The sequence below is a fragment of the Polaromonas naphthalenivorans CJ2 genome (assembly GCF_000015505.1).
Lineage (GTDB): Bacteria > Pseudomonadota > Gammaproteobacteria > Burkholderiales > Burkholderiaceae_C > Polaromonas > Polaromonas naphthalenivorans.
Window position 1 is genome coordinate 1403209 of sequence record NC_008781.1, and the last position, 15580, is coordinate 1418788.

16 protein-coding genes are annotated in these 15580 nt (G+C 62.5%); 13 read left to right on the forward strand and 3 right to left on the reverse strand.

Annotated elements, in window-relative coordinates; genetic code table 11:
• Positions 1–133: 133 nt before the first annotated feature.
• Together PNAP_RS06570 and PNAP_RS06575 are read right to left on the reverse strand one after the other, a co-directional pair.
• The gene (locus PNAP_RS06570; protein WP_049763649.1) at positions 134–352 is read right to left on the reverse strand and encodes an oxidoreductase-like domain-containing protein; all 219 of its coding nucleotides are present in this window, start codon (positions 350–352) and stop codon (positions 134–136) included.
• A 24-nt stretch (positions 353–376) separates the two neighbouring features.
• Positions 377–757 (reverse strand): hypothetical protein, encoded by a 381-nt coding sequence (locus tag PNAP_RS06575; protein WP_332261696.1) that lies wholly within the window; start codon positions 755–757, stop codon positions 377–379.
• A 65-nt stretch (positions 758–822) separates the two neighbouring features.
• On the opposite strand from PNAP_RS06575, the gene ylqF reads away from it, so the two are divergent.
• From ylqF to PNAP_RS06640, 13 genes are all read left to right on the forward strand, one after another.
• Positions 823–1782 (forward strand): ribosome biogenesis GTPase YlqF, encoded by a 960-nt coding sequence (ylqF, locus tag PNAP_RS06580; protein ID WP_011800718.1) that lies wholly within the window; start codon positions 823–825, stop codon positions 1780–1782.
• A 138-nt stretch (positions 1783–1920) separates the two neighbouring features.
• Entirely contained in the window at positions 1921–2289 is a 369-nt protein-coding gene (locus PNAP_RS27875) for a hypothetical protein (protein WP_011800719.1), read from the forward strand.
• A 59-nt stretch (positions 2290–2348) separates the two neighbouring features.
• Complete coding sequence (locus PNAP_RS06590; protein WP_011800720.1) at positions 2349–2921, forward strand: hemerythrin domain-containing protein; 573 nt, start codon at positions 2349–2351, stop codon at positions 2919–2921.
• A gap of 178 nt (positions 2922–3099) precedes the next feature.
• Positions 3100–3816 (forward strand): Crp/Fnr family transcriptional regulator, encoded by a 717-nt coding sequence (locus tag PNAP_RS06595; RefSeq protein WP_011800721.1) that lies wholly within the window; start codon positions 3100–3102, stop codon positions 3814–3816.
• Positions 3817–3991: 175 nt separating this feature from the next.
• Positions 3992–4735: a Crp/Fnr family transcriptional regulator gene (locus tag PNAP_RS06600; protein ID WP_011800722.1), complete on the forward strand. Its 744-nt coding sequence runs from the start codon at positions 3992–3994 to the stop codon at positions 4733–4735.
• A 114-nt stretch (positions 4736–4849) separates the two neighbouring features.
• Positions 4850–5119 (forward strand): hypothetical protein, encoded by a 270-nt coding sequence (locus PNAP_RS06605; RefSeq protein ID WP_041376576.1) that lies wholly within the window; start codon positions 4850–4852, stop codon positions 5117–5119.
• A 220-nt stretch (positions 5120–5339) separates the two neighbouring features.
• Positions 5340–7286 carry an ice-binding family protein gene (locus PNAP_RS06610; protein ID WP_011800724.1) on the forward strand — a complete coding sequence of 649 codons (1947 nt, stop codon included), beginning with the start codon at positions 5340–5342 and terminating at the stop codon, positions 7284–7286.
• Between the two features lie 47 nt (positions 7287–7333).
• On the forward strand, positions 7334–8464 hold the full coding sequence (locus PNAP_RS06615; protein WP_011800725.1) for an outer membrane beta-barrel protein: 1131 nt from the start codon (positions 7334–7336) through the stop codon (positions 8462–8464).
• A gap of 833 nt (positions 8465–9297) precedes the next feature.
• Complete coding sequence (locus tag PNAP_RS06620) at positions 9298–10926, forward strand: IS200/IS605 family accessory protein TnpB-related protein (RefSeq protein ID WP_011800727.1); 1629 nt, start codon at positions 9298–9300, stop codon at positions 10924–10926.
• Between the two features lie 79 nt (positions 10927–11005).
• Positions 11006–11371 (forward strand): hypothetical protein, encoded by a 366-nt coding sequence (locus PNAP_RS06625; protein ID WP_198140677.1) that lies wholly within the window; start codon positions 11006–11008, stop codon positions 11369–11371.
• 194 nt (positions 11372–11565) lie between these two features.
• Entirely contained in the window at positions 11566–12012 is a 447-nt protein-coding gene (locus PNAP_RS06630) for an Hsp20/alpha crystallin family protein (RefSeq protein ID WP_011800729.1), read from the forward strand.
• Positions 12013–12047: 35 nt separating this feature from the next.
• A complete protein-coding gene (locus PNAP_RS25580; RefSeq protein WP_011800730.1) occupies positions 12048–12635 on the forward strand; it encodes an Hsp20/alpha crystallin family protein in 588 nt (195 codons plus the stop codon).
• Positions 12636–12748: 113 nt separating this feature from the next.
• A complete protein-coding gene (locus PNAP_RS06640; RefSeq protein ID WP_011800731.1) occupies positions 12749–13684 on the forward strand; it encodes a DHH family phosphoesterase in 936 nt (311 codons plus the stop codon).
• A 342-nt stretch (positions 13685–14026) separates the two neighbouring features.
• Here the strand turns inward: PNAP_RS06640 and nirK are convergent, their stop codons facing one another.
• Positions 14027–15427 (reverse strand): copper-containing nitrite reductase, encoded by a 1401-nt coding sequence (gene nirK / locus PNAP_RS06645; protein ID WP_011800732.1) that lies wholly within the window; start codon positions 15425–15427, stop codon positions 14027–14029.
• Between the last annotated feature and the right edge of the window lie 153 nt (positions 15428–15580).

A 15580-nucleotide genomic window follows, 5' to 3' on the forward strand; every position in this document is an offset into this window, starting at 1 on the left:
CTATATCGTCAACGTCTCCATCAATACGCAAACGCATGCGCCATTTGAAGACCTTGCCCGCATAAAAATAGCGGCAAACCCGGCAGCTTGAGCGTATGGATGCCAGGAATTTTGTTCTCTTGAACTTTATTCCCTATTGCGGCTGCAGTTCAAGCAAAGCCTCTTCACGCCAATAAGCAGCAGCGCTGTAAAAACCCTCCCACACGCAGCCATTGCAGCCGCGCCCGCAGCAGGTCGTGGGTTCTGGCGGAGGCCGGCGCAGGGTTACGCCCATGTCGCGGGCGCGCTGCTGCAGGGCGGTGAACAGCAGTTGCCAAACCTCCCGGCTGGCGGGCGCGCACAGGTCAGCCATGCACGGGTTCGGCATGGCAGTGGATCAGGGCTTGACTGCGGCCGTCATGCGCCGCCGCACATACAGCCCGATGAAGGCCACGCCCAGCACCAGCGCAAACCAGCCGACCAGCGAGGCCTTGGCGACGATGCCTTGCATGCCGGGCGAGGTGATGAAGTAGGGCGACAGCAGCACGCCCAGGCCAATCAGGGAGCACAAAATCCCCTTGATCAGCAACTCGTTGTTGGCTTTTTTGTCGGCCTGGCGGGTGCCGGGGTTGTTCGGTCGTCGGGTGGGGGCGTTGGGTAGGGGCATGCAGCGGATTTTCCCCCATTGCGCGCGGCCCGTCAGCGTGCCGCGCAGAGCCGCGCCTGAAAAGGCGACAATTCGCTGTTCGGTGCCGGGCGGCTCGCGGTGAAAAGCCAAGCGCCGCCCCGCTGCAATCACGCAGCCCCTAGCGCACCTGCCCAACCCAAGAAAGAAACATCCCGATGGCCATTCAGTGGTTTCCCGGTCACATGCACCTGACCAAAAAAGCTATTGCAGAGCGCATCAAGGAAATTGATGTGGTGATCGAACTGCTCGACGCCCGCCTGCCCGGCTCCAGCGCCAACCCGATGCTGGCCGAGCTGACCGGCGCCAAGCCCGCGCTCAAGGTGCTCAACAAGCAGGATCTGGCCGACCCGGCGCGCACCGCGCTCTGGCTGGAGCACTACAACAGCCAGCCCGGCACCCGCGCCATCGGCCTGGACGCCAGCATGAGCACGCCGGCCAAGGCGCTGATCGATGCCTGTCACGCGCTGGCGCCGACGCGCGGCAGCATGGTCAAGCCGATGCGCGTGCTGATCTGCGGCATTCCCAACGTCGGCAAATCCACGCTCATCAACACCCTGACCGGCAAGCGCGCGACCAAGACCGGCGACGAGGCCGGCATCACCAAGGTCGAGCAGCGGCTGGTGCTGGCTGACGGCTTTTACCTGTGGGACACGCCGGGCATGCTCTGGCCGCGCATCATCGTCGCCAAGAGCGGCTACAACCTGGCCGCCAGCGGCGCGATTGGCCGCAACGCGTTTGAAGAAGAAGAGGTGGCGCTGGAACTGCTCGACTACCTGATTCCGAACTACCCGCAAGCGCTGGCCGCGCGCTACAAGCTGGAGTTGACGCCGGGCATCACCGACGAGCAAGTGCTGGAAGAAATCGGCCGCAAGCGCGGTGCGGTTTTATCCAAGGGCCGCATCAACCTGCAAAAAGCCGCCGAGATCGTGATTTACGAATTCCGCGCCGCCACGCTGGGCCGCATCACGCTGGAGACGCCCGAGGAGTTTGCCCAATGGCTGGCTGCTGGGCAACTGCTGGACGCCGAGCGGCAGGTGAAAAAGGACAAGATCGAAACCAGCCGCCTGATCAAGCTGAAGAAGATTCCCAGGCCGCCCAGGACCGACGCTTCCTAAGGCGTGCCGCGCTGCTGGGGCAGGCCCAGTGTACGAACTGTCTTACGTTCAGGCGCGAAGCTTGGCGGCTGCACCCGGCTTGAAGCGTGGGTAGGGTTGAATGATGGAATCGGCGGTAACTAACAGGGGGAAACGCGCATGACTGAACAACCAGACCCATCGCCAGCGGACACGACAGGCAAAGCCGCCAGTCCACCCGTCAATTCCAGGCCTGGCATGCCAGCCGCATCGCCGGAACCGGACGACCTGGACAGCCAGTCGGTGGCTGGCGAGGAAGACCCGGGCGCTTCACTGGAGATGTTCGGCGCGTCGGCGGGCCGCCCGGACAGCGGGCCGATTTCAGCGCCACGGGATGTTCTGAACCCGGGCGACGAAGCGCCCGCCGGAACGCCTGGCACCGGCGAAGGCATCTGCCGCGAATGCGGTGGCTCCGGCCGCGTCGGCGATGCGACATGCCCGTCCTGCAAGGGCAGCGGAAAGGTCATCGTCGGGATAGGCGGGGCTTGACGCAGGCCGCCGTCTGATCCACCACCGCATCACCTCATTACCTTTAAAGAGGAAATCCCATGAACGCAATCACCAAGGCCTTGGCGCCCAATGCAATCAACATGATCCGCATGGACCACGCCAGCGTGATGACCACCTTTCACCAGTACAAAGCCGCCAGCAAGCCGCACATCAAGCTCGGCTTGGTCAACACCACCTGCCTGGCGCTGGAAGTTCATGCGCAGCTTGAAGAAGAAATCTTCTATCCCGCCATTCGCGAAGCCACCGGCAGCGAAGTGGTCAGGAAGGCGCTTTCCGAGCATGCTGAAATGAAACGCCTGATTGCCGTGCTGCGCGGCATGGAGCCGGAGGACGCGCGCTACGACGACACCTACATGGAGCTGATGCGCGACGTGCTGCACCATGTGGCCGACGAGGAAACCCTGATACTGCCCGAGGCCGAGCGGCTGCTGCCGGAGCAGCTTGGCGAACTCGGCAGCAAGATGATGAAGCGCAGGCTGGAACTGGTGGCGCCCCGCACGGCGGACATCGCGGTGAACATGGCGCGCGCCATGCCCGGACCGTCGATTGCCATGCTGGCCGGCGCCACCATGGCCGGTGTGTTGCTGGGCCGGCGCTGGATACGCCACTGACGCCAGTTGCGCGGCGGGCTTTTTCAGAGGGAGGGAAGGTAGCCGGAGAATTTGTGTTTTGCCCCGATGGTGTGTACGCTAGCGCACATACCATTCGGTCTTGATTGCCTATACTCCGGTCCCTGCGAGATCGCTACCCCAGGTAGTAAATCAAGCCAGATCTGCCCTGGAAATCCTGATGCCTGTTAGCCACGACCCCTTACAAAACCAGTTACTTGCCGCGTTGCCGGATGCTGAATGGCAGCGCTGGCTGCCGCAACTCGAATTTGTCCAGATGCCCTTGGGCCAGGTGGTGTACGAATCAGGCAGCACGCTCAGCCATGTGTATTTTCCGACCACCGCCATCGTCTCGCTGCTCTACGTCATGGAAAACGGCGCATCGGCCGAAATCGCCGTGGTCGGCAACGAGGGCGTGGTGGGTATTTCCCTGTTTATGGGCGGCGAGTCAACGCCCAGCCGGGCGGTGGTGCAAAGCGCCGGCCAGGGCTTCAGGCTCAAGGCGCAGGCCATCAAGGAAGAGTTCAAGCGTGCGCCGGTGCTGCACCTGCTGCTGCGCTACACCCAGGCCCTGATCACGCAAATGGCGCAAACCGCGGTGTGCAACCGCCACCATTCGCTCGACCAGCAACTGTGCCGCTGGCTGCTGCTCAGCCTGGACCGCTTGCAGGGCAATGAACTGGTGATGACGCAGGAGCTGATTGCCAACATGCTCGGCGTGCGCCGCGAAGGCGTGACCGAAGGCGCGCTCAGTTTGCAAAAAGCCGGACTGATCAGCTATTCGCGCGGCCGCATCACGGTGCTCGACCGCCCGGGGCTGGAAAAACGCACTTGCGAATGCTATGCCGTGGTCAAGAAGGAATATGACCGGCTGCTTCCGGACAAGCTTGCGGCCTAGGCGCGTTGCCGACCCCGGGCCTGAAGCCATCTTTGGCATGGCTCCAGGCCAGCCCGTTCACGCATCGCGGGCGTGGTGCATACTCAGCCACTCCGAATCGACCTGTATCTGACAGCTGCGCGGCTTTGAACTTGCCCCTTCCCCGGAAGGGTTTGCAACACCCCCGAAAGCCCGCATGAATGCCGCCGAAAACCACCTGATTGAATTACTTCCCGCCCAGGATCGCGAACGCCTTCTGGCCATTTGCGAGCCGGTCGAACTGGTGCTTTCAGAAGTCCTGTGCGAACCCGGCAAACCGACCCGCCATGTCTATTTCCCGACGCGCGGATATATCTCCCTGGTGGCGCTGGTGGACGGCACCCCGGGTGTGGAAGTCGGCATGGTGGGCCGTGAAGGCATGCTGGGCGCGCAGCTGGCGCTGGGCGTGGTCACTGCGCCGCTGCATGCGCTGGTGCAGGGCTCGGGCATGGCCTGGCGCATCGCTACCGTTCCCTTCAAGCGCGAACTGGCGCGCAGTCCGGCGCTGCGGCGCGGCCTGCACCGTTACCTCTATGTGCTCATGGTCCAGCAGGCCACCTCGGCGGCCTGCCTGCGGTTTCACCTGATCGGCCCGCGCCTGGCGCGCTGGCTGCTGATGAGCCAGGACCGCGCCCATTGCGACAGCTTTCACCTGACGCACGAGTTTCTTGCCTACATGCTGGGGATGCGCCGCGTCGGCGTCACGGCGGCTGCCAGTGCGCTGCAGCGCAGCGGGCTGATCCAATACCACCGGGGCGAAATCCGGGTGCTCGACCGCAGCGGACTTGAAGCTGCCGCGTGCAGTTGCTATGCCACGAGCCAGCAAACCTACAACGACTTGCTGTGGCCAGGCGAAACTCATCAAGCTATGTGCGGTAACGAACGGACAGCAGAACCTTAAACAGTTACAAGTCTTTAAAGCGCCTGAGGAATCCCTGGTCGATTGCCTGAAGCAAGGCCGTCGGGGGAGGTGGTCGTCGCAATCACTGTTAACTGAGACTTCATGAATCAATCAATGCACCAGACTCCTGAGGCCAGCAGCCTGTTGCCAGGCCATGCAGGACACAGGTTCGGCCAGATGGACATTGGGCGTGAGGACTGGGACATGCTGTTTCGCGCCGTCACCTACAGGCTCACGCACTGTGCGACCAGCGTGGCGACAAGCGTTTATTTGCCGCCGGCGCCGCAATCGGCAAGCTCGATCCAGGCGGTGGTGCTGGAGTGTGTCGAGGCGTTGGAGCAGCTTCATGCCGCGCTCAGGCAGCAGCGGTCCCGGTGCAGCTAGGCTGCTAACGCCAAAAAAATCACGCAAACAAGCTTCATTTCCCTGGTCTTACTGGATGTAGGACGTGACGCTGACAAGTTGTGATATGTGCTTTGGCGCACGGATAAAACCCATAATCGCGGCAAAACTGCAAAAACTGCGTAACAAAACTGCGAAAAATGCGTAGAAGTTATGCATTTTCGTAACGCAGACAACTTGATTCACATCGACAGGACAAGCAATGAAACCATTAAATAGCCAGTCCCGCTGCCGCCCCTGGCTGGCTGCCGTGTTGCTGAGTGCCTTGGCCGCCGGATGCGGTGGCGGGCGTGATCCGATCCTGGGTTCAGGCGGCGCGACCGTCGTCCCTCCGGCCGCTGTCCTTGTCGCGCCTGTGGTCACCGCCGTGGCGCCCGCGCCGGGTTCCACGGGCGTTGCGCTCAACAACACCTTGATCACCGCCGCCTTCAACGAGCCGGTGTCCATGACGGGCGCAGCCAGTTTTACGCTGAGCTGTGCCGCTCCCTGCGCAAGCCCTGCGGGAGTCGTGGCACTGGATTCGACCCAGCAGCTTGCAACCCTTGCGCTGGCGCCGGCCACCACGCTGGCAGCGTCCACCACCTACACGGCCACGGTCAGCGGGGCGACCAGCCTGGCCAGCGGCCTTGCATTGGCCAGTCCCTATGTCTGGCGCTTCACCACCGGCGCCACAGCCGACACCACGCGGCCCCGGGTATCGTTCACGGTTCCCGCGACGGCAAACCCCGGTCCTCTGACCGGCGTGCCCGCCAACACCGCCATCAAAGCAGCCTTCACCGAGGCCATGGCCCCCGGCACCATCACGGCCGCCAGCTTTACCGTGACCTGTGCGGCGCCCTGCGTGTCACCCGCAGGCAGCGTGAGCTATTCCCTGGCCAGCAAGACGGCCATCTTCCGGCCGGCCGCCGCGCTGGCCGTGGGCGCGACCTATACCGCCACCGTGACGGCTGCAGCGACCGACCTGGCGCGCAACCAGCTGGCCGGCAACCAGGCGCCATTGCCTGCGGCAAGCAACCATGTGTGGACATTCACCACCGCCGCGCCGGTTGCGCCCGCCAATGTCTCGGTGCTTTCCACCCAGCCTGCCGCCGGCGCCGCCAACGTCTGCACGAACGCCAGCATCAACGCCAGCTTCAGCGTGCCCTCCGGCTTTGAAATGGACCCGGCAACCGTCAATGCCGCCACCTTCACCGTGACCGGCCCGGCGCTGGCCCCCGTGGTGGCGGCATCGGTGGTGCTGGACGATGCCACGGGCCGCGTGGCGACCTTCACGCCGCTTGCCGCGCTGACCGCCGGGGTCACGTATTCCGCCGTGGTCAAGGGCGGCGCCACCGGCGTCAAGGACCTGGCCATTCCGGGCAACCCGATGCTCGCCAGCCATGCCTGGAGCTTTACCGCCGTCAATTGCACCGTGCCGCCGGTTCCATCGGCCATCGTCCTTGGCGCGGCTGCACCCTTTGCCAGCTACGGCGGCACCGCCGGCATGACCAACCAGGGCATTGACACCGTCATCAATGGCGACATCGGCACCACTGCCGTATCGACCGGCGTGACCGGCTTTCAGGACACGGCTGGCAATGTGTACACCGTGACGCCGCTGAACAAGGGCGTCGTGAACGGCAGCATCTACACCTATCCGCCCGCTCCCGGCAATGCCGCCACCAAAGTGATTGCCGATGCCGCCCTGGCCGCCGCGCAAGTGGCCTACAACCAGCTGGTCGCCATGCCGCCGGGCGCTTATGCCGGCGCGGGCGAGCTGGGTTTGCTGACCCTTGCCCCCGGCACCTACACCTCCGCCACTTCCTACCAGCTGACGCAGGGCGACCTGACGCTGGATGCGCAAGGCGACCCGAATGCAGTCTTCGTCTTCCAGATGGGCAGTTCGCTGACGGTGGGCATTGCCGGACCGACGGGCGCCCGCAGCATCGTGCTTAAAAACGGCGCCCAGGCGAAAAATGTGTTCTGGCAGGTCGGTACATCGGCCACCATCAATGCGGCGGGTGGCGGTTTCATGAAGGGAACCATCATCGCCCAGCAGGCCGTGACCTTCTCGACCGCCGGCAACGCCAAGCTCACGGTGCTCGACGGCCGGGCCTTGAGCCTGATCTCGGGCGTGACCATGGTCAACACGCGCATCAACCTGCCCTGAGGCCAGCGGCAACGGGTCAATGATTTAAATCCTGCTTGGAGAACCACATGAAATCAACAAACATCGCGGGTGTGCTCAGCCTGGCCGCGCTGGCGGCATTGGCCAGCCCGGGAGCCCTGGCGCAAGGGCAGGATTCGGGCTGGTACGGCGGCGCCAATGCGGGCCGCTCGGCCGCGACGATTGACGACGCCCGAATCAACAGCGGCCTGATTGGCAGCGGGTTCAGTTCCAGCACCATCGTCGATGACGACCGCTCCACCGGCTACAAGATTTTTGGCGGCTACCAGATCAACAACAATTTCGCGGTCGAAGGCGGCTATTTCGACCTGGGGAATTTCGGCTACACCGCCACCACCGTGCCGGCCGGAACACTGGACGGCCGCATCAAGCTCAGGGGGCTGAACCTTGACCTGGTCGGCACCCTTCCCTTGAGCGAGAAGTTTTCCGTCTTCGGCCGGGCCGGGCTGAATTACGCGCAGGCCCGCGATTCCTTCAGCGGCACCGGTGCCGTCCAGGTGGCCAATCCGAATCCCCGCAAGAACGACACCAACTACAAGCTCGGCCTGGGGCTGCAATACGCCTTGACCGAATCGCTGGCCGTGCGCGCCGAGGCCGAACGCTACCGGGTCAACGATGCCATCGGCAACCGGGGCCATGTCGATCTGGTGTCGGTCGGCCTGATTTACCGCTTCGGCGGAAAAACCCAGGCGCCCGCGCCGCGCATGGCGGCCATCGAACCGGCTCCGCAAGTCGTCGCGATTGCCCCACCGCAGCCACCGCCGCCGCCCGCGCCCCGGTTTGAAAAGTACACCCTGTCGGCAACCGAGCTGTTTGCCTTTGACAGCACCGGGTTGCGCATGCCGCAGCCCAGACTCGATGAAATCGCGGCCGCCCTGGGCAGCCATGGCGAGGTCAACGAAGTGGTCATCACCGGCTACACCGACCGCATCGGCTCCAGCCAGTACAACCAGAAGCTGTCCGAGCGCCGCGCGCTTGCCGTCAAGACCTACCTGACCGGCAAGGGAATTGATGCGAATCGCCTGAAGGCGCAAGGCAAGGGTGAAGCCGATCCGGTCGTGGCCTGCACCGACAAAAAGCTTCCCGCGCTGATCAAGTGCCTGGAGCCCAATCGCCGCGTCGAAGTCGAGAACATCACGATTGAACGCCGCCTGCCGTAAGCGCCTGGAACAAGCGCATCTGCGCCGGGGCTGGCGCAGTGGCGGAGAAAAAGAAAAGGGCGCAGGGTTGGCGCCCCTTTTTTTGTCCGGATTTCCCGGTAACGCGCCGCCTGACAGCATCAAGCGGCCTCCTCTTACAGCCCCGCAACGCAAGTTGCGAAAGATTAACAATAAAGCGGGCGGAGGGTTTCTGGCTGGTTCCGGCAACAGGTTGGTCAATTGCAAGGCACGGTCCGCAAAGCCAGCGCTGGTGCGGGTCTTGTCGGTTATGAACATTGTTATCCACAGGGTAGCCCACAGAAACGGTGGGTAATTTCAAGCCGATGGGGGCGTGAAACCGGGAATTGACAGGCCATGGTAAAAGCACTTGCGAAAACAGCGTTTCAGAGGTAAATCGGGCTTTCGCAGGACCTGCCAGCGGGGTCTTTGCTCAATTCGAGCGCACAATCCTGAAAGCCAGTGGTGGCGCGGCTTGCGGGGCTTTTGAACAATGTTATGCACAGGGTGGAGCACAGTAAATGGGGGCTGGTAGCCGCTTAGTAATACATAGATAAATATAGACATACGGTGCAAAATACGCCTATGAAATTAAATGTGCGGGCAGCGTTGCAAGGCATCCGTTACAAAGCGGCGTGGCGCATGTGCAAAGCCAGGACGCTGCCAGTACACGCCGATCAAAAAGGCGATCTGGACAGGCCGTTATCACGCCTGAGCGAATACGCGGCGGCCAACAAGAGGATTGACTGTCGATGCGGCCGCTGCTTCAGGCCTGAAGGGGCGCGGCAAGGAACGATGGGCCAGGAATCGGGCGCAAAAAGCGCTCGCTGCCATTCATGAGTGAGCGCCCCGTCTTCACTTACCAGACCCGTCCTGCACTCGATGCAGCGCAGGCGGTGATGCTCGATGCGTATGCCGAACTGTACGGGCGTGCCGAGCGCAGTCTTTTTGCAGCCCTGCAGGCCGGTGGCAAGCTCAACGATCTCAAGCGCGATTTCTTGTCCCGGTTCGGCATCACGGCCCGTCAGTTCAATGCGGTGCGTATTGGCCTGGAAGGCAAGATCGACTCGATCAGGCAGCGCAGGCCCGAGCTGATTGCCGAGGCGCAAGCGCGCATCAAGAAAGCGCTCAAGGTCATTGCCAGGCTGACGGGCAAAGCGCCAGGCAGCGACAAGCTGCACCAGAAAAAGCGCCGGCTGGCCCTGCTGCAATCGCGCCTCTCAGCCATGCAGGGTGATCACGAATCGGGCAAGACTCGCTTGTGCTTTGGCAGTAAAAAGCTGTTTCACGCGCAATTCGAGCTGCAGGCCAATGGCTACGACTCCCATGAAGCATGGAAAAAGGACTGGACGGCCGGGCGCTCCAGCCAGTTCTTTGTATTGGGCAGCAAGGATGAGTCAGCGGGCTGCCAAGGCTGCCGGGCCGCGGTCGCCGGCGACGGCAGTTTGAAGCTGACCTTGAGACTGCCCGATGCCCTGTCCGGTCAGGGCAAGCGCCTGACGCTTATTGGCATCCGGTTTGCTTATGGTCACAGCCAGATAGTGGCCGCGCTGTGTACCAGCCAGCACGTTACAACCAAAACCAAGGCCGGCGTGGCAATGGTCAAGCGCACGGGCACCGCGTTGAGTTACCGCTTCGTGCGTGATGCCAAAGGCTGGCGGGTGTTTGTCAGCGTACACGCTAAAGCTGTCAAGGTCAGCACCAGCGCAGGCATGGGTTCGATGGGCGTGGATGTCAATGCCGACCACCTGGCAGTCGCTGAAACAGACCGTTTTGGCAACTTGATTGCCGCCCGCAGAATCGACCTGCACACCTATGGCAAATCGGCGGATCAGGCCAAGGCGCTGATTGGCGATGCGGTGGGCGCCCTCGTCATGCAAGCCCGAACGAACGGCAAGCCCGTCGTCATCGAAAAGCTCAATTTCCAGAAGAAGAAGGCCGAGCTGGAAGCCGTCAACCGCAAGCAGGCCTGCCTGCTGTCCTCGTTTGCCTGCAACAGCATTGCATCGGGTTTGAAGGCCGCAGCCTTTCGTGCCGGTGTCGAAGTGATCGAAGTGAATCCGGCCTACACCTCAGTGATCGGTGCGGTGAACCACGCACGGATTAAAGGAGTCTCGGTTCATCAGGGCGCAGCCTTGGCTATCGCCCGTCGAGGTTTGGGTTTGTCCGAGCGTTCGGCTGTGTCTGTGGGTCTGGTGCCCACTGGCAACGGCGGTCATGTCACCTTCGAGCTACCTGTAAGGAATCGCTTGAAGCATGTATGGTCGTTCTGGTCGAAGGTTCGCACAAATCTCAAAGCAGCGCATGCAGCGCATTTCCGGTGCGGGGATCATCAAAAAGACCCGCCACCTCTGGCCCCGGCAACGCGGTCACTGGGTGCCATCTGGTCTTCCACGGCGCAATTCCGTGGTGCGAATCGTCAGCACAACTGTTCTGCTGACGTGCTGGAAGATGTTCCGTGGTAGAGAAATCTTCCCTGGAATGCTTGTCTATGGTTTTATGAACGGTAAGACATTGAACTGGTTTAAAAAAATTCAGCCAAGCTTGCGCGCTGCCAGCGGACTGGAATGGCGGCTGTGGAGAAAGCTGCCGCTGATCGCCCTGGCCGGCACGGTCCTGCCCTTGCTGTGCCTGGCCCTGGTGCATCTGCTAAGCGACTCCGCACCTAGCGCCGCAGAGTTGCGCAGGGTCCAGATGATGGACTATGTCATCGGCGGCGTGATCGTCTTCCACTGGTCCATGGTCGTCACTATCGGCATTGGCTGCGTCATCGTGATGGTGATGAAAGGCCCGGGCTACGTGGCCGACGGCTACAGGGTGTCGCACAGCGACCAGCCGCGCGCCACGCCTGAAACGGCCGAGGAGGCATCGGCTTACCGCTTGCCTGAAGTCGTCGAGCGGTCTGAGTAGCCTGGGCCGTGGCTTTACAACCCTTCACGTTGATCCCTTGAAATTTTCCAGCCAGCCAATATCGTGATGCTGTCAGGACTGGCTGGCGCCCGTGCCGGCTGGTCTTGAATCGCATCGGCTGATGCGCCGGGGGCAGCAGAGCCTGCGCTGTTGCCCCTTGATGTTCAACCAACGCAGGCAAGGAGAGGCACCTCATGAATGGAACACTGAACCTTTACGGCGACCTGTTCGCCGACCTGAACCGCCTGCAGGAAAGTTTCGAGCAGGCTTTCCGGCCGGGCTCTGGCGGCAGCATTCGCGCCTTGCCGCGCCACACCTTCCCGGTCATCAATGTCGGCAGCACGCCCGAGGCGATTGAAGTGCTGGCGCTGGCCCCGGGCGTGGAGCCGGCCGAACTCCAGGTCACCATCGACAAGGGCCTGCTGGTGATTGCCGGCGAGCGCAAGAACGATGGCCCTGCCCAAAGCGACAACACCGCTGTGTATGCCCAGGAGCGTTTCAAGGGAAGCTTTCGGCGGGTGATTTCACTGCCCGACGACGCCGATCCCGCCAGGATCAACGCCACCTGCCGCGACGGCATGCTGCGGGTCACCGTGCCCCGTCGTGAAGCGTCCAAACCGCGCCAGATCAGCATCAGCTGATGTCCGAAAGTCATTTTTGATCAAGGAGGAATGTCATGGATACCAACCAGCAGAATCAGCAGAATCAGCAGAACCAGAACCAGCAGACCGCCCAGTCCGGCGAGTCCGGTCAGGCAGCGCGCCAGCAGCCCGGCCAGGCGGAGTCGCGGACCGGCCAGTCGAGCCAGGACAACCGGCAGGGTGACCCGGGCCGGCAAGCCGGCGGACAGGCGCAGCAAGGCGGGCAGGGTGCGCGTGACGTCTTGCCCGTCGCGCAGCAGGGCAGGCAAGCCGCGCAGACCCCGTCCCGCGCCGCCTTGCTGCCGCCCGTGGACATTTTTGAAGATGAAACCGGCTTTGTCGTCATCGCCGACATGCCCGGCGTGGCCAAGGAGCAACTGGTCGTGCGCGTGACCGGCGACAACCTGCTGATCGAAGGCGCGGCCTCGGTGCCGGCGGTGGCCGGCAACATGGAACTGGTGTACGGCGAAGTCCAGACGCTGCAGTACCGGCGCAGTTTCACCCTGAGCCGCGAACTCGACCCCGGCAAGATCGAGGCCAAGCTCGCCAACGGCGTGCTGACCCTGCGCATCCCGAAAGCCGAAGAAGCCCGGCCGCGCCGCATTGAAATCAGCGCCGGCTGAGCCCGGCAGCGCTCCGGTTTTGCTCCTTCCCCCGCTGGGGGAAGGAGTCAGCAAGCCCTCGGAAATGTGTGCATGCACTAACGCTCCAGCAGCAAGGCGACAATCGGCGGCTCATGAAAACCATTCTTCCCCTGCAACTCCTGGTTGCCCCCGACCTCAACGACCCGCAGCCGCTAATCATCTACCACGGCCGCAAATGCCCCGACGGCTTTGCCTCGGCCCTGGCCGCCTGGCTGTTCTATGCCGGCAAGGCGGAATTTTTGCCGCTCGACCATGGCGACATCAAATCGGTGGACGACCTGCCTGCCCTTAGTGGCCGCGCCGTCTACATCCTCGACTTCTCGTTTTCAGCCGACATCCTGCGCGCCATTGAAGAGCGCGCCGCCAAGCTCGTCATGCTCGACCACCACAAGAGCGCGGCCGAAAAGCTCACCGGCTTTGCCTGCCGCTGCGGCGTGGTTCACTTTGACATGAGCAAGTCCGGCGCCCGGCTGGCCTGGGAATTCTTCCAGCCCGCCGCGCCCGTGCCAGGCCTGGTGCTATTTATCGAAGACCGCGACATCTGGGCCTGGCAATATCCCGAGAGCCCCGCTTTTCTGGCTGCACTGGACATGGAGCCGCTCGACTTTGCACGCTGGGCCGAGATTGCCGCCTTCAATCCCGAGCAGATCACCGATTTCATGGCGCGCGGCGCGGCCATGGACGAGAAGTTCAAAAAGCTCGCCGCCGACATCGCCGAGGGCGCGCAGCCCGTGACGTTCAACGGCCAGAGCGGGCTGATGCTGAACGCGCCCGGCGTGTTCCACAGCCTGATCGGCAACATGCTGTCGGAAAAAAGCGGCACGTTTGCGCTGCTGTGGCATGTGGGCAAAAGCGGCGGCGTCAAGGTCGGCCTGCGCTCGCAGCGCAGCTTTGACTGCATTGCGCTGGCCGAAAGCATGGGCGGCGGCGGCCACGCGCAGGCCTGCGGCTTCAAGATGGGCATCGAGCGCCTGCCAGAGTTGCTCAGCGGCGTGTTCGTCGCTGCGGCCAGCAGCCCGGCGATTTAAGTAAAAATAGCCTTTTGTGCAATGCCAGTATGCGCAAGCAGCTATTATTTTTATAGCGATGATGCATTCCTGAGGTCTGGGCGAGCGCGGGCTGCAAGGTGCGCGGGTCGTCGCGCTCAGCCTGCGACGAATCGGGAAGCGGGCGCGGGTGTCGGGCACGGCTTGCGCTTCTGTTTCTATAGCAGCTTATGCCCGTCCTATTTGCGCAGGAAGCTGATTTGATAATAAATCATGGGCCGAATCAACGCTAAAAAAAAGCGCGACAGAGAACTGTCGCGCCTGTCAAGTCGCCGGCACCGCCATCAACCGGCAGGCATGCAAGCCACGGCCTCCCTCTCTTGTTCAATGACCCGAATTGGGGTCCATTTTTTCGGCGGTATGAAACACCGCTGGATTTTCCGGGCCGGTAACGTACAGGAAACCGGCCAGTCCTTTTTCAAGGCGCGACAGGGCGTGGTCCACCAGGATGTAGCGGCCGGGCACTTCCACCTTGAACTCGACCATGGAGGCGCCGCCGGGCGGCACCGAAATGGTCTGCACATTCCTGATCGGTGGCGAGGTCAGGTCGGCCTGGCTGAACACCCGGTCGAACACTTCGCCAATCACATGGAAACTCGACGTGGCATTGGGGCCGCCGACGCCGAAGAAGATGCGCACGGTTTCGCCGACCTTGGCTTCCATGCGGTGCGTCTTGGTCAATGCGTCCATGGTGCCGTTGAACATCATGTGCTCGGGCTGCTCCTTGAGCAGTTTTTCAAGCGAGAACTCGTTTTCGCCGAGCGTGCCGTGCGCCTGGGCGGTGTACAGCTCGCCCTGCATCACGTAGAACTCGCGGTCCACCTTGGGCAGGCCGCCCTCGGGTTCGACCAGGATCATGCCGTACATGCCGTTGGAGATGTGCTGGGCCACCATCGGCGTGGCGCAGTGGTACACATACAGGCCCGGATTGATGGCCTTGAAGGTGAAGCTCTTGCTGCTGCCGGGCGCGGCCTGCGTCACGGCAGCGCCGCCGCCGGGGCCGGTGACGGCATGAAAGTCCACCGAATGGATCATTTTGCTGTCGGTGGCATTGGCCATGTTGACGGTCACCGTGTCGCCCTGGCGCACCCGGATGAACGGCCCGGGCACCTTGTTGTTGAAGGTCCAGTATTTGTAGGTCGTGCCGTCGGCCAGCTGGCCCAGCACTTCGGTGGTGTCCAGGTTCACCGTCAGGCTTTGCGGGCCACGCGCGCCGACCGGCTGGCCGGTTTCCATCGGACTGCGCGAGACTTCCGCGCCTAGCGCCTTGGCTTTGGCGGCGCCTTCGCCGACCAGGATCTGGCCGATCATGCCGGCCTGCACATGGCCGGGCAGCGAGCAGATGTACTTGAATTCGCCTTTCTTGTCGGCCTTGAAGACGATGGTGGTGCTGGCGCCCTTGGTGTTGAGCTGGTTCGATGAGGCCTTGAAATCAGGCACGCTGATGTCGTGCGTCGCACCGTCGCCGTTGACCAGGTTGATCTGCACGATGGCGCCTTCGGCCACGGCGAGCTGCGGGTTGACCTTGCCCTTGATGGCGCCGGCTTCGCCGATGAACACCAGCTTGCCATCGGCAATGTCGGTGCGCAGCGTGAAGGTCACGTCGGGGCGGTACTTGACGCCGGTGTCGTGCTGGTCGTGGGGTGTGGCGGCATGGCTTGACGCCAGGCCGACAACACCGATGACTGCTGCGGCTACAGCTTTTCTTATAAAACCGGCTTTCATTTTTATTACCTTAAACATAAGTTCACTGGCATGTTCTGGCGCGGGATTCGCGCCAGGTTTTTTGCGCTCCACCCTGCGTCAGGTGGACGATGGGGTGGTTATGTGCGGCAGCTTCTTTGATCTGCTTGGAAATTAATGTACATATTAAATGCA

Bases quoted from the DNA above. Each gene is read 5' to 3' on its own strand.
- PNAP_RS06570 (WP_049763649.1), bottom strand. From the start codon at position 352: ATGGCTGACCTGTGCGCGCCCGCCAGCCGGGAGGTTTGGCAACTGCTG.
- ylqF (WP_011800718.1), top strand. From the start codon at position 823: ATGGCCATTCAGTGGTTTCCCGGTCACATGCACCTGACCAAAAAAGCT.
- PNAP_RS27875 (WP_011800719.1), top strand. From the start codon at position 1,921: ATGACTGAACAACCAGACCCATCGCCAGCGGACACGACAGGCAAAGCC.
- PNAP_RS06590 (WP_011800720.1), top strand. From the start codon at position 2,349: ATGAACGCAATCACCAAGGCCTTGGCGCCCAATGCAATCAACATGATC.
- PNAP_RS06595 (WP_011800721.1), top strand. From the start codon at position 3,100: ATGCCTGTTAGCCACGACCCCTTACAAAACCAGTTACTTGCCGCGTTG.
- PNAP_RS06600 (WP_011800722.1), top strand. From the start codon at position 3,992: ATGAATGCCGCCGAAAACCACCTGATTGAATTACTTCCCGCCCAGGAT.
- PNAP_RS06605 (WP_041376576.1), top strand. From the start codon at position 4,850: ATGCACCAGACTCCTGAGGCCAGCAGCCTGTTGCCAGGCCATGCAGGA.
- PNAP_RS06610 (WP_011800724.1), top strand. From the start codon at position 5,340: ATGAAACCATTAAATAGCCAGTCCCGCTGCCGCCCCTGGCTGGCTGCC.
- PNAP_RS06615 (WP_011800725.1), top strand. From the start codon at position 7,334: ATGAAATCAACAAACATCGCGGGTGTGCTCAGCCTGGCCGCGCTGGCG.
- PNAP_RS06620 (WP_011800727.1), top strand. From the start codon at position 9,298: ATGAGTGAGCGCCCCGTCTTCACTTACCAGACCCGTCCTGCACTCGAT.
- PNAP_RS06630 (WP_011800729.1), top strand. From the start codon at position 11,566: ATGAATGGAACACTGAACCTTTACGGCGACCTGTTCGCCGACCTGAAC.
- PNAP_RS25580 (WP_011800730.1), top strand. From the start codon at position 12,048: ATGGATACCAACCAGCAGAATCAGCAGAATCAGCAGAACCAGAACCAG.
- PNAP_RS06640 (WP_011800731.1), top strand. From the start codon at position 12,749: ATGAAAACCATTCTTCCCCTGCAACTCCTGGTTGCCCCCGACCTCAAC.
- nirK (WP_011800732.1), bottom strand. From the start codon at position 15,427: ATGAAAGCCGGTTTTATAAGAAAAGCTGTAGCCGCAGCAGTCATCGGT.